The sequence below is a fragment of the Bacteroidota bacterium genome (assembly GCA_016699695.1).
Lineage (GTDB): Bacteria > Bacteroidota > Bacteroidia > Bacteroidales > UBA10428 > UBA10428.
The window spans coordinates 789,025-808,677 of record CP065006.1 but is presented as its reverse complement, the minus strand read 5'-3'; the positions used below and the strand labels follow the sequence as shown (position 1 = coordinate 808,677).

17 protein-coding genes are annotated in these 19,653 nt (G+C 43.0%); all 17 read right to left on the bottom strand.

Annotated elements, in window-relative coordinates; genetic code table 11:
* Positions 1-87: 87 nt before the first annotated feature.
* Entirely contained in the window at positions 88-1,212 is a 1,125-nt protein-coding gene (locus IPM71_03355; GenBank protein QQS51774.1) for a hypothetical protein, read from the bottom strand.
* A gap of 44 nt (positions 1,213-1,256) precedes the next feature.
* On the bottom strand, positions 1,257-2,054 hold the full coding sequence (locus IPM71_03350) for an aquaporin (protein ID QQS51773.1): 798 nt from the start codon (positions 2,052-2,054) through the stop codon (positions 1,257-1,259).
* Between the two features lie 28 nt (positions 2,055-2,082).
* Complete coding sequence (locus tag IPM71_03345) at positions 2,083-3,135, bottom strand: glucose 1-dehydrogenase (GenBank protein ID QQS51772.1); 1,053 nt, start codon at positions 3,133-3,135, stop codon at positions 2,083-2,085.
* 356 nt (positions 3,136-3,491) lie between these two features.
* The gene (gene sulP, locus IPM71_03340) at positions 3,492-5,237 is read right to left on the bottom strand and encodes a sulfate permease (protein QQS52775.1); all 1,746 of its coding nucleotides are present in this window, start codon (positions 5,235-5,237) and stop codon (positions 3,492-3,494) included.
* 71 nt (positions 5,238-5,308) lie between these two features.
* On the bottom strand, positions 5,309-6,181 hold the full coding sequence (locus tag IPM71_03335) for a hypothetical protein (protein ID QQS51771.1): 873 nt from the start codon (positions 6,179-6,181) through the stop codon (positions 5,309-5,311).
* 13 nt (positions 6,182-6,194) lie between these two features.
* A complete protein-coding gene (locus tag IPM71_03330; GenBank protein ID QQS51770.1) occupies positions 6,195-7,877 on the bottom strand; it encodes an FAD-dependent oxidoreductase in 1,683 nt (560 codons plus the stop codon).
* 51 nt (positions 7,878-7,928) lie between these two features.
* On the bottom strand, positions 7,929-8,954 hold the full coding sequence (locus IPM71_03325) for an AI-2E family transporter (protein ID QQS52774.1): 1,026 nt from the start codon (positions 8,952-8,954) through the stop codon (positions 7,929-7,931).
* Between the two features lie 245 nt (positions 8,955-9,199).
* A complete protein-coding gene (locus IPM71_03320; GenBank protein QQS51769.1) occupies positions 9,200-9,922 on the bottom strand; it encodes a hypothetical protein in 723 nt (240 codons plus the stop codon).
* A gap of 61 nt (positions 9,923-9,983) precedes the next feature.
* Positions 9,984-10,757, bottom strand: a complete 774-nt coding sequence (locus IPM71_03315) for a hypothetical protein (GenBank protein QQS51768.1) — start codon at positions 10,755-10,757, stop codon at positions 9,984-9,986.
* Between the two features lie 363 nt (positions 10,758-11,120).
* Positions 11,121-11,894, bottom strand: a complete 774-nt coding sequence (locus IPM71_03310) for a nucleoside phosphorylase (protein QQS51767.1) — start codon at positions 11,892-11,894, stop codon at positions 11,121-11,123.
* A 23-nt stretch (positions 11,895-11,917) separates the two neighbouring features.
* On the bottom strand, positions 11,918-12,763 hold the full coding sequence (locus IPM71_03305; GenBank protein ID QQS51766.1) for a bile acid:sodium symporter: 846 nt from the start codon (positions 12,761-12,763) through the stop codon (positions 11,918-11,920).
* A 116-nt stretch (positions 12,764-12,879) separates the two neighbouring features.
* On the bottom strand, positions 12,880-13,701 hold the full coding sequence (locus IPM71_03300) for a hypothetical protein (protein ID QQS51765.1): 822 nt from the start codon (positions 13,699-13,701) through the stop codon (positions 12,880-12,882).
* A 16-nt stretch (positions 13,702-13,717) separates the two neighbouring features.
* Positions 13,718-14,575 carry a hypothetical protein gene (locus IPM71_03295; GenBank protein ID QQS51764.1) on the bottom strand — a complete coding sequence of 286 codons (858 nt, stop codon included), beginning with the start codon at positions 14,573-14,575 and terminating at the stop codon, positions 13,718-13,720.
* Positions 14,576-14,604: 29 nt separating this feature from the next.
* Positions 14,605-14,841, bottom strand: a complete 237-nt coding sequence (locus IPM71_03290; protein ID QQS51763.1) for a 4Fe-4S binding protein — start codon at positions 14,839-14,841, stop codon at positions 14,605-14,607.
* A 39-nt stretch (positions 14,842-14,880) separates the two neighbouring features.
* Positions 14,881-15,840 carry a glycyl-radical enzyme activating protein gene (locus IPM71_03285; protein ID QQS51762.1) on the bottom strand — a complete coding sequence of 320 codons (960 nt, stop codon included), beginning with the start codon at positions 15,838-15,840 and terminating at the stop codon, positions 14,881-14,883.
* A gap of 2 nt (positions 15,841-15,842) precedes the next feature.
* Positions 15,843-17,009, bottom strand: coding sequence for a 6-phosphofructokinase (locus IPM71_03280; protein QQS51761.1), 1,167 nt, complete (start codon positions 17,007-17,009; stop codon positions 15,843-15,845).
* A gap of 219 nt (positions 17,010-17,228) precedes the next feature.
* Positions 17,229-19,649 (bottom strand): glycyl radical protein, encoded by a 2,421-nt coding sequence (locus tag IPM71_03275; protein ID QQS51760.1) that lies wholly within the window; start codon positions 19,647-19,649, stop codon positions 17,229-17,231.
* Positions 19,650-19,653 lie beyond the last annotated feature (4 nt).

Below are 19,653 nucleotides of genomic sequence, written 5' to 3'. Positions count from 1 at the left end.
TTCTTTTGGCTAAAGCCGAAATGGTATTTTTTTTAACCCTGGCTAAAGCCAGGGACAATTCAGGAAAACAATATACTTATCATTCATTTATAATCCAAACCTATACTGCAATCCGCCCATAGCTTGAGTGCGGCTGCCTAAAAATCCAATTTCAGCTCTTAGCATCCAGTGTTTGTTGTATTGAAATTGGGTGCCCACAATAAAGTTCCATTTGTCTTTGAGCGTTTTGTCCAATGAGTACTGAACAGAAGCTGTATTTTCGTCATTCAGGGCACCATCAAGACTAGTTAGAATATTTCCTGCTTTATCAATGGCCCGGTTGGCTGTTTCATACTTAGCCTCGTTTACAGGATTGTTTTGTTCCCTTTCCGATAATCCGGCCCACCAGGTTTCGACATTTTCATAGGCTGCATCGACTTTTGCCAATCCTTCATCTACTTTTGGCTGTAAATCTTCAATAGGCACTACTTCATTTAATTTTATCGAGCCGTTAGTTTCTGAAGAAAATTTAACCCTAAAGCCACCTGCCCAAAATGCGATATTGCGTTCAGGCTTTTTAAATTTGAAGGATTTACCCAATCGTGGTCCAAAAACAAACGTAAAAACAGGCTTATCAAGGGCGCTAACATCCGACCAGGCAACATTCATATCAAGAGCTATCCAACCACCACCAACGCCTAATGTAGGAGTAAAGCCAAAACCAGCAACTGTAGCATCGAAGTTAGCAGTTGTAGAGAAAGAGGTAATTTCGTTCCAAACATTATTTGTGTCGGGGATGTACAGCCCGGCGCTTATTTCCGTCGAAGTTTTTGCTTTGCCAAAAAGGCCATACACGTTTAAAAATGGCAGCACCCATATATCGGGTCTGACTGTGAGAGCTCCGGCTCTTGCTGTGGCATCCTCGAAACGGATAACCTCATTCAGGTCATATTGCGGGCCATTATTGAAGCCCACAAAAAGGTTGTCGATTATGAGGGCAGATTCCTGCTGAAGATAGTTTACACTAATACCTGCTGAATATGGCAGGCTATAACCTTTTGCTGTAGCTTTTGCTCCCCAGATTGGCAATGTATAGGGGTAATTTGCTTTTTCAAGGCTATCGATAAGCTCTTGGTTCTTTTTTCCAACTTCTTTGTTGGTGTAAACCTGTGCATTCAGCGACAATGAAACAATTAAAAATACAGAGAGTCCGATTTTTGAGATAGTTTTCATATCGATTTTTTTATTGTTTAGTAAGATTCTGTTTAGGATGATTTCTAAGATTTGGGCTTTGCGCTTCGCAATAAAGCATCTCCCTCGCTTTCGCTATCGAAATGGTACAGTTTGGCAATGGTAATACGTTTGGCAAGCAAACTGCAGGCAAGACTTGCCAGGAATGCACCAGCAATCGGACCAATTATATAAATCCAGAATCCATCCCACTGGCCGGAAACAACAGCGGGGCCAAGACTGCGCGCAGGATTGGTGCTAATGCCGGAAATATCAGCCTCGAGCGGAACCATGATACCATAAAGTACTGGGAACATATAAGGAGTAAACCGTCGTATTTGCCTGAAGCCAATGAAAACAACAAGAAGAGTGACCATTGTAAAAGTAGTAATAATTTCTCCCAATAAAGCCGATTGATCCGAATAACCTGTGCCTGGCACTGTAACTCCAAATTCGATACTCTTGCCCATTTGTCCCCAGATTAATAAGGGCAAGCAACCCACTATCGCACCGGTTAGCTGTGCGAAAATGTAGGTAATTGTTAGGCGTCCTTCAATTTTCCGAAACAACCAAAACACCATAGTTACAGCAGGATTGATGTGTGCTCCGCTTAATTTACCGATGGGTGAAAGGGCAATGGATGCACCTATCGATCCAAAGAGAAAGCCCGTCATCATCTGGCGTATCTTAATATCCGGAATCAGCTGAGCCATTGGGCTGCCGGTTCCAAACATAAATATTACAATTGACAACCCACCCAGCAGTAGCAAAGCAGTGCCAAAAAACTCAGATATAAAAAATTTCGACCGGTATTTAAGATATCTTGCATTGTTACGATCTTCCATGATCTTGCAGTTTTTATCGAATATAAAATTAAACTTCTGAAAACTGAATAACAACTTTTATATCATCTGGCTTCCGGTTAAGGGCAAGCATAAAATTTTCAGGTTTTTCTCTGCGGGTAATAAGTTTTGCCAGCCATTGTTTGTCGGCTTTTGCAAGTGTTTGGCCTGCTCTGTACCATTGTCGTTTGTTGGCATTGACACTGCCCACTATTACGGTGTTTCTTAGTACAGCACTTGCCGCCATATCCGCAGTTCCTGCTTTGGTCATATGTCCACCATGACCTACTCCTGTAAGACATAAGATACCATTTGCACCAAGTTGCTGAATACAACCTTCAATTACCTGACCAACGCCGGTACATTCCACAATGGCATCTGGTTCAAAACCTATATCAGAAACGTTACCTGAATGATAAATGGCCCCAAGTTCTCTTACCAGGTCTGGTTTCAAACCGGACTTGTATTGGTCAAGCACATGTATTTCTTCCACGCCCCATATTTTTAGGCTAAGTGCTGCGAGAAGTCCTATTGGACCTGCTCCGGTAACAAGCACCTTAGTGGGCTCCCAAAATGAACGACGGCTAATCATTCCGATTTGTTCCAATGCTTTGGTTACAACTGTTGTTGGTTCAAGCAAAACACCGAGAATACCTAAAGAAGGATCGACTTTTATTGCATATTCTGGTTCTATCCTCCACCGTTCGGACATAAAGCCATGTATTTCTTTTATTCCTCGTTCTGTGTAAAGGCCATTCCGGCACATATCCCATTCGCCCACCGCGCAGTTCGGACACGGAATCGGATCAGGACGCCGGACTATACCTACTACTAAATCACCCTTTTTAAAGCCGGCGGCAGTGCCCGGATCAATTACACGTCCTAGTGATTCGTGACCTAATATCAACTGATTATTTCCTGTGGGCGCCCATCCATATTTTCCTTCCACTATCTCTACATCAGTTCCGCATACACCTACGGCAATAGCTTCCACCAGAATTGAACCTTCGTTAAGATCCGGTTCAGGAAAATCCATATATCTTGCTGATCCGGTTTTTTTTGGTTCTACAGTAATCGCTTTCATCTTTTGGTAGGATATTTAATTGATTTCTTCATTTCACATTTTATTATTTTTCAAACAAACTTTTATTGATTAGCCTCTATTATGCCAGTTACAAGCTTATTTAATATCATGCCCACGCTCACCCCTCTTTCCCCTAAAGGGGCAGACCCCCGCGCTGTTTCCACTAAGGAAGTAAAAAGAACCTGTTAGCAAAAAGGAACAAATGCTTGAACATTAATATTAATACAAGCATTATCTATCTTTCTGGTATAATAATGCATATTCATTAACTTTTATTATCTATCTGAAAAAGCGCTAACGGAATTGCCAGATGATAAAATCAGTAATATCTTGGTTGTTAGCAGTATCATGCTAGGTTAGAATTTATTTATTGTTTTTAATTCAGTTTTTATTTCTGACACAGCATCCATATGAGTAAGATATATTTTTCCGGTAAGCACTTGCGGAAAATGCGAACGATTTAAGCGATCCATTATTGGCCCTTTCACTTCTGACAGATGAAAGGTAATACCGCCATCTTTCAATCGTACATTAATAGCTTCAAGGCTCTCGAGTGCAGAAATATCGATTGTATTTACAGCAGGGCATTCAAGAATTACGTGTTTTACCTGCGGATTAGCTGCTACCTCGTTGTTGATAAAATCCTCGATATAACGTGCATTGGGGAAAAACAGACTTTCATCTATCCGTATCGACAGAATTTCAGGATCGGTTTCCACAGTATGCCGTTTTACATTACGAAAATGTGTTGTGCCCGGTATCTGGCCTACAATTGCAATATGGGGCCTTGATGAACTATATAGATAGAGTACAATTGATAGGGCGACACCGGCAATTAAGCCGGGTTCAATACCAGCTATCAATGTTATAAGAATAGTTACGGCCATAGCAGCAAAATCGGATTTAGAAAATACCCAGGCATGTTTCAGCGCTTTAAAGTTCACAAGCGAAAGCACTGCAACGATGATGGTGGCAGCAAGTGTCGCATTGGGCAGAAAGAACAAAAGCGGAGTGAGAAACAATGTGGTAAGTGCAATTCCAACTGCAGTAAATGCCCCTGCAGCAGGCGTTTCAGCTCCGGCATCGAAGTTTACCACCGAGCGTGCAAAACCTCCTGTTACCGGAAACCCTCCTGAAATTGCCGAACCAATATTGGAAGCGCCAAGGGCAATCAATTCCTGATCGGGATCGACACGCTGGCGTTTTTTTGCAGCAAGCGTGAGGGCTACCGATATCGACTCGACATAACCAACAATTGAAATCAAGAGTGCAGGTACAAGTATTTTTACCCAGAGGCCAAAATCGAGGGGTGGCATGGTAATTTTTGGTAACCCACCGGGAACTTTTCCGACTATTTTAACCCCTTTATCTGCCAGACCCAATCCAGCAACAATAATTATTGTTATAATAATAGCCACAACAGGACCGACTTTTACTAAAATGTCGGAAGTTTTTGCTTTCATCCCAAAACGAATCAGCAATGGTTTGAGCCCACTCCTTACCCAGAATAGAAACACAAGCGAACCAATACCAACTGCTGCAGTTATGAGATGGATATTACTGATGGTGTGCCAAAAGGAAACGGCAATATCAAGAAAAGTTTCTCCTTCGAGATGAATTCCTAATACCGGCCCTAACTGACTCGCAGCTATCTGAATGCCGGAGGCAGTAATAAAACCGGCAATTACCGGATGACTTAGGAAATTTGACAGGAAACCAAGTTTCAGAAAACCCATAGCAATTAGGAGCAATCCCGAAACCATAGCCAGAGCAACAGCTGCCCCGATATATTCCGGTGAACCCTGAGAGGCAAGCTGTCCGGCTGCTGCTGCGGTCATTAAACTCGCTACAGCCACAGGCCCTACCGCCAGCGCACGCGATGTGCCAAAAATAGCATACAACACCAGGGGCGCCATAGAAGCATACAGCCCAATTTCAGGCGGAAGCCCGGCAAGCAAAGCATAAGCCAGTGATTGCGGAATGAGCATCATGGTTACAATCAGTGCAACAATGAGGTCGTTTGTGAATGTTTTGCCGTTGTATTTTGCTCCCCAATCCATTATGGGCAAGAACGATTTTAATATTCCGGTTAGAGATTTCATCATATCTAATTTTTTCTTGATATTCAGCTTGTATGATTTATAAGTTACTTATCGTATTTATTATGTTTTTTCTATTTTGCAGGTACTGTTTTGGTATCCTTCTTACCCATTATGGGTGCAACAATATATGCAAGAATAATAGTCCATAAAGTCCATATTATTACCATCGCCACCATATTTGGTTTTACATCTGCAATAGTAAGGACTCCTATCAATACTGCAGCTATATTCCGCGTACCCATTCCAAGCGACATAACAACTTTCTCGCTCCGTTTTAGTCCAAACCCGGTATAAAAAGCGATTAGTCCCATAGCAAAGGTAAAAATGGTCAGGGAAAGCATTGCCATGCTGCCGGCGGTTGCCCACATCTGTTTGTAATAGAGTAGTATGCAAAATATGATTGTTAACAAGGTACTCAATCCAGCCAGCTTCTTTATGGGAAGGAAGATTTTATCGGCTATTTTTTCGGCATAGGTCTTGAGAATAGCTCCAATCAGTAATGGTAGAAGGACTGTAATAAAGAGTGGTTTCATGAGTGACAGTATACTTAATTCCACTCCACTGACAAGCAGGGGTGCAAGTAACGGCAATAGCAATGCTGTGCCGATTGCGGCTGCCGGAATGAAGGCTCCTGCATAGGCAACGTCTCCATGCGCTTTTGGGAGAAGCGGAGGGAGAAAAGGTGCGCAAGGAGCCAGACTGCCAATGTACAATACAATAACATAAGCATTATCCAGGGGAATTATCAGGGTAATAAGAAAGGCAACTGCAGGGCCCACTATCCAGCCTAATACCAGCATCATACCCGGAAACTTAGGATTAGCAACTATCTTATAAATACTGCCCATTTTCACCTGAAGCCCCATAACTAAGAGGTTCGAAATGGTAAATACAAATACCAGTGGTTGGAAAACAGACTGACAGAATTGAATTATTTCGTTCATAATTATTTATTTTTTATACTGCACGATGAGAGCGGGCAATCATGCTTCCCGAAATATTAAAAACTTTAAATCCGTTTTGTAATAGAATTCTTGTGGCATAATACGATCGTTGAGCCGACCTGCAAAATACGGCGATTTCACGATCGCGTGGAATTTCGCTTAATCGGGAGCGCAATTGGGGTAAGGGAATATTAACAGCACCGGGTACCGTTTCTACCTCTAGTTCCTGTGGGTTTCTCACGTCGATCAGGTACTTGTCGCCTATCGAGTCCCAATGAACAAGCGGCATGTCGCCTCTAAGTACATCTGCTGCAACCATTCCGGCAAAATTTACCGGATCTTTTGCACTGCCAAATGGTGGAGCATAGGAAAGTTCAGATTCTTCCAAGTCGTAAATGGTACAGCCCATTTGAATTGCCATTGCAAAGGAGTCGATGCGTTTTGGAACTCCATCTTCGCCGAGTACTTGTGCGCCTAATACCTTTCCGTTCGATTTGCGGAACAGGAATTTAATTACCAGCATTTTGGCACCCGGATAATAGCCTGCATGCGAATTTGGGTAAATATAGATTTTCTCATAATCTTTGTCGCCAATCCGTTTAAGCGTTTTTTCACTTACACCTGTCTGAGCAATGGCTGCATCGAAAAGTTTACAGATAGAAGTGCCCTGAGTACCACGGAATGTTGATTTACGGCCTGCAATTACATCGGCAGCAATACGGCCTTGTCGGTTTGCCGGGCCTGCAAGAGGAATCAATGACCACTGACCGGTAATAAAATCTTTCACTTCAACGGCATCGCCCACTGCGAATATATCCGGATTTGAAGTAATCATTTGTTCGTTCACTTTTATTCCACCCCGTTCACCCAATTCAATACCTGCCATTTTTGCCAGTTGTGTTTCGGGTTTAACGCCAATTGCCATTATTACAATATCGGCTTCGTGTGCTTTTCCTTTTTCAGTAAGAACATCGAGCATTCCATCAGTAGATTTGCGAAATCCGGCAACTCCATCTCCCACTTCTACCTTTACACCATGTTTTTCCATATAGCGTTTAACGATAAGCGCCATTTCGGGGTCAAGGGGTGGCATTACTTGGTCAAGTTTTTCGATAAGTGTTACTTCAAGACCTCTTTCTATAAGGTTTTCAACCATTTCAAGCCCGATAAATCCACCCCCGATTACTATTGCTTTTTTCGATTTGGAAAGATTATTCGGGCCACTGTATTCGTTCATGCTGTTTTTTACACTGTCTCTGTCGAGCCAGAGCCGTATATTTTTTGCGTCGCCAACTGTTCTTACCGAGAATATGCCCGGCAGATCGATGCCTGGAAGTGGTGGGCGTATAGGAGCTGCTCCGGGAGAAAGTACTAGTTTGTCGTACTTTTCAGTAGTTGTTTCCCCGGTAACATGGTTTTTGAGCGTAACAGTTTTTTCTTTAGATGAGATATCGATCACCTCGTTGTTTGGTCTGCAATCGATATTGAATGTGGTGCGAAACATTTGTTCGGTTGCAACCAGCAGACTCGATTCCTGTTCAATCGAACCACCTACGTGATAAGGTAATCCGCAATTGGCATAGGATACAAACGGGCCACGTTCTACCATTAGTATTTCAGCTTTTTCATCCAATCTACGGAGGCGTGCTGCACACGAGGCACCACCAGCTACTCCACCAACAATTACTACTTTCATATTTGTTTTAGTTTTATTTTTTAGGTTTGAAATCTGATTGTGAATGATATCTTAAATTTCCTTTTTATTGTTTGTTTCAGTTTCTGGTGAGTTTAACCAGGAAGAAAAAAGTTTATATCCAATAGACATTACAATGGCCCCGGAAAACAGCCCTATAAAACCTGAGAGCATAAAGCCGCCAACAACACCAAGAAAAATAATTAGCATGGGCACAGGAGCTCCTTTCCCGAGCAACAAGGGCTTCAGGAAATTGTCTGAAGCACCAGCCAGGATGAGGTATATCGACCAGATTAAGGCTGGCATGGTTTCTTTCTCAGAGAACAAAAAGATGACCATCCCCACAGCTATCAATGTGGGCGGTAACTGTAGGATAGAAAAAACCAATACTAGCAGTGTCCATAGTCCGACAAATGGGACACCCGCCAACAGTAATCCGATTCCGAATAAGAAGGACTGAATAAGAGCAACACCTAAAACACCTCTCACTACATTGCCAACTGTAACTTTTACTATATCGGCAAACTCATCGCCTCTGCTCCCTGAAGCTTTTCTGAAAAATTTTCGAATCGATTCACCGGATTGGCTATAGGCTAAAATAATTCCTGCGATTATCACAGCTCCAACCATTTGTAGAGCTCCCGATGTAACACCTAATAAACCTTGTGCTATTTTGCTTCCAATTTTTGCAAGTTTTTCCTTATGGTCGATTACGAATTGTTCCAGGTTGCTTGAGCCTGATTGCCATGCAAAATAAAGTCTCTCACCGATTATCGGCCAGGATTTTACTTTCTCCGATGGTGGAGGGATGCTAAGGGTTCCGGCCTGGTAACTTAACTTCAGCTCCTTAATTCCTTCTATTATGGAATCAATAAACAACAGGCTGGGTATGATAATTATGGCAAGACAAATTAAAATGATTAAGGTAGAAGCTTTTTTTCGATTTCCTTTCAGTTTTTCCGTAAGCGACCGATGCATTGGAAATAAGGCAATGGCCAAAATTAAACCCCAAAGCATAGTATTCGTAAAGGGGAAGAGAATTAACAGACACCATGTAATGATGATAAGCAGCAAAAGCATACGTATCGAAGTGTCAAAGATTGAATTTTCGTGGTATTTTCTATCCATTTTATTCATTAGTTTATATTGTTGTTAGCTTTTGCTGCAATCTGGTTCTGTTATTTGTTTTGTCTGTTTTTTTTCAGATGCCACAATTGAATTTACGAAATAAAACAAGTGCTTTTCATCTATCATATCAAGAAAATTGAGGTATATGTTCATGATATGATCGGTCCAATCTTGACCTTAAGTTGGTTAATTTGGGTTTAAATTGCATCGCTAATTTTTACTTTAGTTGTTTCAAAGAATATATGGAGGATAATATTCATGGCATAAAGATGAGTAGTTGTATAATACTCATCGTATTGATAAGTGAGGTTAGCTTCAAGTGCAAGTTTTGGCCCCCAGGAAGCAGTGGAACCTCCGATTACTCTTACCCGACTTACTTTCGAGTAGCGCGAATCCCAGAATGGTTCTATGTTAATATAAGGGACAAAAGAACTATTTTCGCCAGCAAACTCTTTTTCTGCCATTACTCGATACCTTATTCGATAGGAATAAACCGCATCTTCGCCAACCCATCGCAAGTCGGTGCGTATGCGTTGAGAAAGGAGAAAATTTCCGAGTAGTGGTATACGTTTATGTATTTCGGCAAATGCCATGTCTTCTCTATAATTTCCTGCATTTTCACCCAGGCTCCATCCTTCCATAAAACCGCCCCGCAGTAGCCATGCTTTCATCGTGGTTGTTCTGTTTTCATCTACCCTGCGGGTATAAAATATATACCTTGTTTTACCCCAGGCGTAGTCGGCCTGCAGGTAAATGTTTAAATCTCGGAACTGACTCTCGTTATATTTAGTTACAGGAACAAATGCCGATAGCCTCCAGGATGAGCTGAGCCTATACCAAATATCAGTTTCTGGCCAAAATTCAACAGATGAATTTTGTGCCTTTCCAGAAGTAAGTGTTCCTGTAAGCATTAAAAGCATGAAAAAAATAGATAACGAATAGTTGTCCCTCAAAACTTTTTACTTTTAAATATTAGGTCAGTTAAAAATTAAATCCAAATCGTATTACCGGACCAAACTCGTTTACATCGAACAAAAACTCATCGTTGGCGGTAGTTCTGTCATAATCAATGGATAGCAACCTGTAACCGGCTGTAATTTGGAACACATGGGTAAAGTGATAGCCGGCATAGCCCTGTAATTGCCAGGTAAGGTCGGAACCAAGTCCAAAACCGCCAATATCGGCCCTGAACTGGGCAAACCACTTTTGCCCAAAGTTGTGGGCAATACGGGTAGCTACAATGGGGTCGAACCAAAGTGCCGATCGTTCGTTGCTGTATTCATAAGTGCCCGCCGGAAAAGCGTTGCGCCTTACATCGGCTCCAACCGCTAGGTTGTTTAACCGCCCTCCAATTCCAAATTCGAGAAAGGGTAAAACACGGTACATACCTTCGGTTTCCCAAATAAATTGGTTGGTTTTTAAGGTGCCCGAATGCAGCAAGGTTCCGGGAGTAACCTCACTCTTAAGGTTCATAAAAACCAAATCGGAGGTAATGGCCCATTTGTTGGTATTGGCCTCAAAATAAAGCATCCCCCCAATTTTGAGGTTGCTAAAGATATCGCCCGGATTGGCATCAATGGGAATGGTAAGGGTATTGTCGAGTCCGGTTTCCCCATCGATATTCACAAACATTAGGTACACATCGGTTAGGTAGTGCCATTTTTTATCAGTTGGCTCAGTAAAACTCGATTGCGCCATGCTGCTTAAGCCGAGTATTAAGCTAAAAGCACCAATTATTGTATGTTTTTTAAACATAGTGCATCAGTTAAATTTTTCAAAGTTATATTTGAATTTAATATTAATCATATAGTTAACTTTAACAAGTCAATCCTGTCCTATTATAACTCCCCATATATGGGTAAAATACTTGCCTTCAATATTTTGCATCTGACCCTGTATTTTTAATTCATGTTATACTTCAAACCAGTGTTTTCATTTTAAGTTAATAATCCTATCGTTTTAATTGTCAAAACTGGGATTGTACAGACTACCCAATATGCCCGAATGAAGTCCAATTTTGATATTAAGGCAAAAATAAATACGTTTAAATAGTTCAATATTGTTTATTCCTTCATTTTGCAATAGCTCAAATAATTTCAAAAAAAATTAAAGGCTATTTTACTCGGCAAGCACCTCCATTGCAGCTTCGAAAATCTGTTTCAGGCCATCTAGTTTTTCTTTGCTATGATATCCCTGGTTCCATCCTGCCTCAGTTAACAAATCACTGATTGCAAAAACTGACGTTACGCTTACTTTACGATAAGTACCTACTGCAAAAATCGCTGCTGCCTCCATCTCTACCGTTAACACTCCTTCATCGCGGTATTGATGCAATTCTTCAATGGTTTCACGGTAAACTGCATCGGTTGTCCAACTTGTACCTTTTTTAAATGCGATACCTTTCTTTTCAATGGATCTGCATAATTCAGCAGTTAAAATTTCGCTGGCATGGGCGTATTTTTCGGCAGGCAAATAATGATGCGAAGTGCCTTCGTCGCGAATGGCTTGTTCGCAAACCACAATATCGCCAACGTTCATGATTTTCTGCAATCCACCCGCCGTGCCCAGATTGACAAATTTTTTGATTCCATAAGCAATCAGCTCTTCAAGCGTAATAACAGCGGTTGGTGCTCCAAATCCGGCTGCTTTTATGGCAAGAATTTGAGAATTATTTTGCTTCAATAAATACGCCCCCTTTAGCCAGCCATCGCATTCAGTGCGGTCAGGTAGTGTACTTACCCATTTCCACAAAGCAGAATCATAACAAATAATTGCTCCTGCAGGAACAGGATTTGAAGGGTGCAGGCCAGCTTTTTTGCGTTCTTCAATCACCCCTATGGGTTCGATTATTGCTTTACCGTTTAATTTTCCTGAAATATTTGGAAATCTCATCAGTTAATTATTTTAATCCGTATTTAACCTGCTGCTACCTGTCTTGCAAATACACCAGCGGCAGCGAATCCAACAATTATAGTTATTGGTATCAGCAGAACAATAATAACCAATACACCTGGGTCGGGATTGGTGATGCCGAAGTACGCAACAAAAGCAGCCGAGATATTGCGGGTACACATACCCAACGACATGGCGGTTCTTTGTCCCTGGTTCAGTCCAAAACCAAACTTATAGGACAGCACTGTAAGAATTATCAGAAACAGCAACAAGGCACCAATGGCAAAACTCCCAAGCGTGGCAAGCATTTCAGGCCAATAAATCCAGGTGGTTAATGCAGCACACAACAATAAAAACAAACCTCCTGTTTTCTTAATAAAAGGAAGTATTTTATCAGCAAAGTGAGCAGCATAAATTCTGATTGATAATCCGATTAAAAGGGGCAGGAGTATAAAAATCAAAAGCGGTTTAGCAAGCGCAACAATACTCACAGACATACCTTTTATCAGCCACGGAACCATTAACGGCAGAAATAGTACCGTACCAAACATGGCGATAATCGTAAATGCGCCAGCAGCCGACATATCACCCCGTGCTTTGCCAACCATCACAGGGTAAGCCGGGGTCATGGGAGCAAGGCTGATAAGAATTAATCCGGCAGCATGTGAAGCCGATAAGGGTAACAACTTGACAATAACTAACCCCAGTAAGGGGCCGATTACCCATCCCCAAACAACAGTGAGTATTATAAAGACAGGATTTTTAAGCGTTTTAACAGCATCTGCGGGTTTCATTTCCAAACCCAATGCTGCCAGATTCGATACCGTAAAAATAAATACTACTATTTTGTTGATTTCTTCCAGATTCATTTTTAAAGTAATTTACGTCATTCATTCAATTTAAAATGTATGGCTGTTCACCACCACCTCTTTTTCATATAAATTATTTTGTAGCTGAGAAATTCTTCAACTTATATTTTTTTCCTTTATTTCTTCGGAAAAACAAAAATTATGGCTGACCTAACACCAAATGCAGATTTTGCGTCTTCGGGGGCAGCCACATGAATGCGGGGGCCAATCTGAAACTGCATGAGTTGTTTCCCAAACTTTAACAGCCCTCCTGCCATGATATTGATGAATGCATTGGCATTGTTGGTTGCCCAGAAAACGGTTGTTTCCGAATTCAACGTCAGTACAGTTCCGCTTTTCCAGTTATAGGAAAGAACGGGTTGCAGGTACATCTGGTTGACATCAGGCCGATCTTCATCGCCTGCAACCGACCAAACCTGGTTCATTAAAATACCATAAGTAAAGCCATTTTTTTGCTGAAGGACAATTGCCGTTGGCCCCAATCCGAATTTGCTGGTTCCCAGATAGTCGTCGGTAGCTGTAGGCAGTAAAAAAGCCCCTCCAACACCCCATACAAATCCATTTTTTACAACGGCGTTGGATAACCATCCACTGACCAGTGCATCCGACAATCCGCTTTGCTGAGTGCCTTCGCCGGTAACGTCGTATTGTGCAATAATGGGTACAATATAGCGTGTAATCAAACTAAACTTCTCATTCAGGCTGAAGGGCACAATAGGTTGAAAATTCAGCGTGTTTTTTGAGCCATTGGTTTCGCCAATGCCCACATCCATGTTATTTTGAAAAGGCACACTGATAAGCGCCCCGATCGGATTTGCCAGTTTTTTGGCAATTTCGGCGGCATCATCTGCTGCCGGTTTTTGTCCATCCTGTGCCCGCAGTGGGGTAACAGTTATAATACTTAGCAAAAAGATGTAAGCAATACTAATTTTCTTCATTTTCTTCATTTTCAAATTACCCTGTTACCAAAGCCTTATCAGCTCGGGATGCAAACCATCGGGCCAAAATCAACCACACAATAACCGGAACAGGAACAGCCAGCAAAATCATCACCAGCACATTTGGGTCCTGAACCGGAAAAGCTGCGAAAGCCACAAACATGGCGCCCCCATTGCGTGAACAAACACCTAGAGAAAGCGAACTGCGTTGTGCCTGATTCATACCAAAGCCCAACAAATAAGCTCCAAAGGCAATTATCACCACAAACAAAACCTGTGCAGCCACAGCAAAGCTACCGAGTGCATGGAGGAGTTCACGCCAATACATGAATATGGTAAAACCCAATAAAAGCAAGGTGGTAAGGCTGGCCATTTTTTTTACAAATGGAAAAACAGCAGTTCCGGCCTTTTTTGCATAAACCATCATCAGTACACCGGCCACCAATGGTAAAAGTACTGTTAGAATAAGTTGTTTGGCTAACGCTGAGCTACTAACTGATATACCCGGAATTAATACCGGTGCCAAAAGAGGCATCAGGATTACGGTACCCACCACTGCCAACGGCATCATGGCGGCTGAAATATCCATATCGGCTTTTGCCTTTCGGATTAAAATTGGTAACATGGGAGCTGTAGGTGCCAGGCTAAAAAGAAGCAGACCAGCTCCGTGTGCCTCCGACAAAGGCAATACTTTTATAATTAGAATCGCCAGAAAAGGACCGATAATCCAGCTCCAAACCAGGGTTAAGATTACCAGCCGTGCGCTGCGTAATGCGTTCATGGTTTCTGTAAGGTTGAGTTCGAGACCCATTGACCCCAGGTTTGCCACACAGTAAAGAATGGCTACAATTCCAAAAATATCTTGTGCACTCATAGATTGTTTTTTAATAATCTTTTATAAAATTAAACTGCCACCAATTCCAGTGCCTGGTTCGGACACACCGAAATGCATTCACCGCAACCATTACAGATTTCGGAATTTATAAAGGCTTTCCCCGGAAGTAATTCAACAGCACCACACATCATCGGAATCCGTTTTGGTCCTTCTACAATGGCATTTACCTTGCAAATTTTTATACAATCGCCACTTCCAAAGCAATTATTTTCGATGACTATTGCACGATAATTTGAATTCTTCATTGTTATATCAGCGTCATTTATTTTGCTACTTTCTAATTACTATTTCTCTTGAGCCTCACGTCCAAATGCCTTGTCAATCATGGCCTGAAAGCGTTTAAGCACATCGTCCGATGGGGTTTTGTAATCGTCGAGTTCGTACACTACACCCAGCGACTCATATTTGCCAAGTCCAAAACGATGATAAGGCAAAAGCTCATAATCAATTACGTTTTTATGTGGTTTAATGAATTCCAGAACGCCCAGGATATGTTCATCGTCGCAATTAACTCCCGGAATAAGTGGTGTACGGGCAATAAAATCAATATCAGGAAATGTTTCGTAAGCTTTTTTGAAGTTTGCCAAAATCCGTTCGTTTCCAACCCCTGTCCATTTTTTATGCCTTTCAGAATCCATGAGTTTAATATCATGCAACATGGTATCAACATGGGGCAATACTTTTTCAAGATTCGCCCAGGGTGCATTGCATGCAGTTTCTATGGCTGTGTTGATGCCCCTGTTGTGAGCTTCCTGCAATAAAGCTGCAGCAAAGTCGGGTTGCAACATCACTTCGCCACCACTGATGGTCATACCTCCACCTGTATTTCGATACATTGATGCATCTTTTTCCACGATGTCCATTACTTCGCCAACTGTCATTATCTTGCCATACATCTCCAGGGCACCTGTTGGGCATAGGGCTGCAATTTCTTCGGTAACGCTTGCAGCTAACTGCCAGTTCACTTTCACCTTTGTGTCGTCTCCTTCCACAAAATAAAAACCACCTTCGGGGAAGGGTGCTTTCAGGCAAATGCTGCATTCCTTGCCTTTACATTTTTTAGGATCGTACGAAACTTCGGGTTTCAGCCTGATACTTTCGGGATTTCCGCACCATTTGCATCGCAGGGAACAACCTTTTATGAAAACATTTGTGCGCGTGCCGGGGCCATCGTGGCTGCAATACCGCTGGATATTCAACACCCTGCCTGTTATATCCAATATATTATTTGTTTGATTTGCCATGATCATGCCTCCTTATTTCCAACGTAAATACCCAATGAATCGGCTACCTTAAAAAACATACTTTCAGCAGGTATTGTCCTTACTTTATTAATAGCCTCAGCTAGCGGAATAAACTTAACTTCGGGCGGAACAAACGATACCATTACGCCATTATTTCCGGTTTCGAGTGCCTGAATAGCGCTTGCACCGTATGCTATGCCCAATTGGCGGTCGACAGCAGATGGCGAACCACCTCTTACCCAGGGGCCAATTACCATTGGAAAAGTTTCTTCGGCTATCCTTAGTTGCAAACCTTCAGCCACAGCCTGTGCAGCCTGCCCTGACTTATGGATTACAAATTCACTATTGGAATCGCTTGTTGCCAGAGGCGATAAAGAAGCTTTAAGTGAGGAAACGGGTTCTGTATTTTTAGGCTTATTGATAATTCTTGCACCTTGCGCCACAACAACCAAACCCCATGATTTTTTATTTTCCATTTTGTTCTTCAGGTGTGTTGCAACCTGTGCTAAATCCACCGGAATTTCAGGAATCAGCACTGCATCTGCAGCAACAGCAATACCGGCCTGTAAAGCAATCCAGCCGGCTTCTTCGCCCTGAACTTCAACAACAGCAATTTTATGGGCAGCCCTTGCCGCTAAACGGGCCCGGTCGAGCATATCAATTGTAAATGTTAGTGCGGTATTAAACCCGAATGACACCGAAGTGGAAGCAATTTCGTTTTCGATGGAACGGGGGACACAAATGGTGTTTAACCCTTTTTTGTGTAGTTGGTAAAGAATGGTCAGTCCCCTTCCGCCAACAATTGAAATCACTGCATCGATCTTTGCAGCTTTTATTTTTTTAAGCAACTCATCCGACATGTCCACTTCCTCAACCATTTCCAGGTCATTGATGGTGCGGACATTAAACGGATCAATCCTGGCTGACTGGCCAAGTACGCTGCTTGTGTTCGGATCTAAATTCAATACCCGTGGATCGATATCAAATAGTCCGCTGTCGGGGTACTTTTCGGGATGAAGGATGCCTTCAAACCCATCGCGTATGCCTACCAACTCCCATCCCAATTTGCCGGCAGCAAGCGAAGCACCTGCAACTACGGCATTTATTCCGGGAATATAACCGGCGCCTACCATAATAGCAACGCGTTTTTGTCCAGTATCTTTACTCATAATTATTTTTTTCTTTTTTTGTTTTATGAAACCAGCGGTTTCAAATGTTTATAGAAAAGAATAGATTAAATAGATATTCGACCCCGGCCGGGGTCGTACTTTTCGGTTTTCCAAACTTTGTCTATAAACATTCGACCTCGCTGAGGTCTTTAAAAAAGTCAGTAATTAAGTAAGGCATGACAATCGCCATGCCTTACTTAATTTTAGGCTAATTCTGCCTTATTCGCATCTTTGCAACGTACGTTCAATAACTTCGTTCTGAACACCTACATGCAACTTGGTAAAGAATGCACTAAAACCAGCAACACGAACCACAAGATCCCTGTATTTTTCCGGATGTTTCTGTGCGTCTCTCAGCATCGCTGTATCCAGTACATTAAACTGAATGTGATAGCCACCATTTTGAAATAAAGTCCTTACCAGGTTCATCATGCTTTCCCTGCCTTTGCGGGTCTTCAACTGTTCTGGTGGGAGCTTCAAATTCATGTGTGTGGCACACCACTTAGTAGCATCATTCGCTTTAGCTGCAGAATTTATCAGCGCGGTAGCTCCGTTGACATCGGTACCCGGCATGGCCGACAAGCTTCCATCGGTGAGTGCTACCCCGGCCTTCTTGCCGGTTGGCAATGCGCCGGTTACCATACCCATTAGGTTGTGGATACTCTTGGTGTATTGATCCAGAGAGGTCTTCATGTTTTTGCTGATGTAATTACCCCCGCCATCGACACTTTGGAAAGCATGCAAAATGCTGTTGTTCACTTTGCGTAGCATGAAGTCAGCTTCGTCAATGTCGTTGCCGTATTTAGGCGCATCTATGTAGCACATCTTATGAACCTTCTCGTATTCCCCTTCAAAATTGGCTGCCAGGGCTTTCTTCAATTCAGCCATGGTCAGCTTTTTCTTGTCATATACAAGATGCTTAATGGCCATGAGTCCATTCGCTGCATCAACGCCACCTACAGAAATCTGTGCCACGGTGTAATAGTTGGCGCCACCTTTCCAGGTTTCGGTTCCGGTTTCAATACATCCTTTGGTAAGGATAGAGCGCCAGGTACATGGCAGGAAATCAGCATTCAGCATGTTCGAAATCCAAGCTCCGCGTCGGAGTGTGTCTTCACAAAATTGCAGCTGCTGCTCGAAAGCCGTATATAATTCTTCGAAGTTTTTGAATTTTTCGGGATCTCCCGACTTAGGCCCTACCTGCATCTTGGTGCGCGGATCGAATCCGTTGTTCAGGGTCAACTCGAGTATCTTTCCGAGGTTGGGTTGTCCTTCTACCGGGTGACCGGTTTCATAGGGGATATAACTTCCCACGCAGGCCCCGACACAAGTGCGCCGGGCTTTCCCCAACGGGAGGTCGCCTACCCTGTCGTTGCGGCCCCAGAGATACAAGGCTCGCTTCATCATTACATCGGCATTGACAAACTGCGGCATGCCAACACCGGTGTCGATACAATCGAGTACTTTTTCGATAAACTTGCCTGGAGTTTTTGGGGTGAGTGCACATGATAAGGGGGGCTGGGGATAAGACAGGTATATACAAGCATCGAGCACCACATAGTCCATCTCTGCAGTGGCATCATCACCATCTTCGGTATAACCTGCAAGCGTAATGCTCTGTCCCAGGTCGGCGGAGTTAGAGACAGCGACCTTTTCGCCATAATAGTAGTTGATCTCATTCAGCCTGATAACCAGGTTCTCGAACATAAACACGGCGTCGTCATAGGTAATAAGTCCTGCAGCCTTGTCAGCCTGGTAGTAGGGTTCCAGGTTCTGGCCCAGGTAGGCCTGTGAGTAACCGCAGCCAACCTGTTCAAGTTCGGCTACCAGGTGACAGAAGAAATGACATTGAATGGCTTCACGCAGGTTGCGTGCAGGGTGCTCGGGAACCCATTCGCAGGTTTCGGCAATGGCAATCAGTTCCGCTTTGCGGGTTGCGTCTTTCTCTTTTTCAGCCATCTCACGGGCCAGCGCGGCGTAACGGTTAGCCCAGCGGATAATCGCTTTCATCACTATTAGACTGGACTGGTAAAAGTATAGTTTGTCGGTATTCTCCAAACGCATTTCAAGAGACATCATCCGCTCTTCAACGTCCTGGATAACACTGGCGAGGCCTTGTTGGTAAACCAAGGGGTAGTTGAGGTTGCCACCACCACCAGGCCAGTCATGGAAAGGAACAACGAGGCCAGATTGGTATGCCGGGCTTGGATCAAAACCATAGCGCTGTTTGAATATCGATTCTGTCCGGCTCTTCAATCCCCGCTTATCCCAGTAATTGAGAGCCCATTCATTGGCTTCCCGGTCTTCAGGGGTTTTCGATTTCTCAACGGTTTTTTCTTCCTTCATCCATAGTACATTCCATTCAGGATTGGGATAAATTGCCATGTAGCTGCCTGCCATGGTTCCAACAAAGAGGTTATCGTCGATGAAAATCTTCTTGCGGTCCAGCATAGCTGCAAGGAACTTGGCGCGCCGTAGTATTTGTACGTCACCTTGCGTCTCTTCATATACATCTTTCATGATCCTGATCCGCTCGAAATCGAGTTCCTGTGGCGTGGTTCTCTGCCTTTCTTTAAGCCTGTCAATACGCGCGGTATCGGCTTTTACCTTTGCTGTTCTGATGTTGTTTACGTTTGGCATTTTA

What these genes read in the sequence shown, in the direction of transcription:
- IPM71_03295 (QQS51764.1), bottom strand. Translation starts at nt 14,575, where the DNA reads ATGAGTGCACAAGATATTTTTGGAATTGTAGCCATTCTTTACTGTGTG.
- sulP (QQS52775.1), bottom strand. Translation starts at nt 5,237, where the DNA reads ATGAAATCTCTAACCGGAATATTAAAATCGTTCTTGCCCATAATGGAT.
- IPM71_03300 (QQS51765.1), bottom strand. Translation starts at nt 13,701, where the DNA reads ATGAAGAAAATTAGTATTGCTTACATCTTTTTGCTAAGTATTATAACT.
- IPM71_03305 (QQS51766.1), bottom strand. Translation starts at nt 12,763, where the DNA reads ATGAATCTGGAAGAAATCAACAAAATAGTAGTATTTATTTTTACGGTA.
- IPM71_03345 (QQS51772.1), bottom strand. Translation starts at nt 3,135, where the DNA reads ATGAAAGCGATTACTGTAGAACCAAAAAAAACCGGATCAGCAAGATAT.
- IPM71_03325 (QQS52774.1), bottom strand. Translation starts at nt 8,954, where the DNA reads ATGCTTTTGCTGCTTATCATCATTACATGGTGTCTGTTAATTCTCTTC.
- IPM71_03290 (QQS51763.1), bottom strand. Translation starts at nt 14,841, where the DNA reads ATGAAGAATTCAAATTATCGTGCAATAGTCATCGAAAATAATTGCTTT.
- IPM71_03320 (QQS51769.1), bottom strand. Translation starts at nt 9,922, where the DNA reads ATGCTTTTAATGCTTACAGGAACACTTACTTCTGGAAAGGCACAAAAT.
- IPM71_03280 (QQS51761.1), bottom strand. Translation starts at nt 17,009, where the DNA reads ATGAGTAAAGATACTGGACAAAAACGCGTTGCTATTATGGTAGGCGCC.
- IPM71_03330 (QQS51770.1), bottom strand. Translation starts at nt 7,877, where the DNA reads ATGAAAGTAGTAATTGTTGGTGGAGTAGCTGGTGGTGCCTCGTGTGCA.
- IPM71_03310 (QQS51767.1), bottom strand. Translation starts at nt 11,894, where the DNA reads ATGAGATTTCCAAATATTTCAGGAAAATTAAACGGTAAAGCAATAATC.
- IPM71_03355 (QQS51774.1), bottom strand. Translation starts at nt 1,212, where the DNA reads ATGAAAACTATCTCAAAAATCGGACTCTCTGTATTTTTAATTGTTTCA.
- IPM71_03285 (QQS51762.1), bottom strand. Translation starts at nt 15,840, where the DNA reads ATGGCAAATCAAACAAATAATATATTGGATATAACAGGCAGGGTGTTG.
- IPM71_03315 (QQS51768.1), bottom strand. Translation starts at nt 10,757, where the DNA reads ATGTTTAAAAAACATACAATAATTGGTGCTTTTAGCTTAATACTCGGC.
- IPM71_03275 (QQS51760.1), bottom strand. Translation starts at nt 19,649, where the DNA reads ATGCCAAACGTAAACAACATCAGAACAGCAAAGGTAAAAGCCGATACC.
- IPM71_03335 (QQS51771.1), bottom strand. Translation starts at nt 6,181, where the DNA reads ATGAACGAAATAATTCAATTCTGTCAGTCTGTTTTCCAACCACTGGTA.
- IPM71_03350 (QQS51773.1), bottom strand. Translation starts at nt 2,054, where the DNA reads ATGGAAGATCGTAACAATGCAAGATATCTTAAATACCGGTCGAAATTT.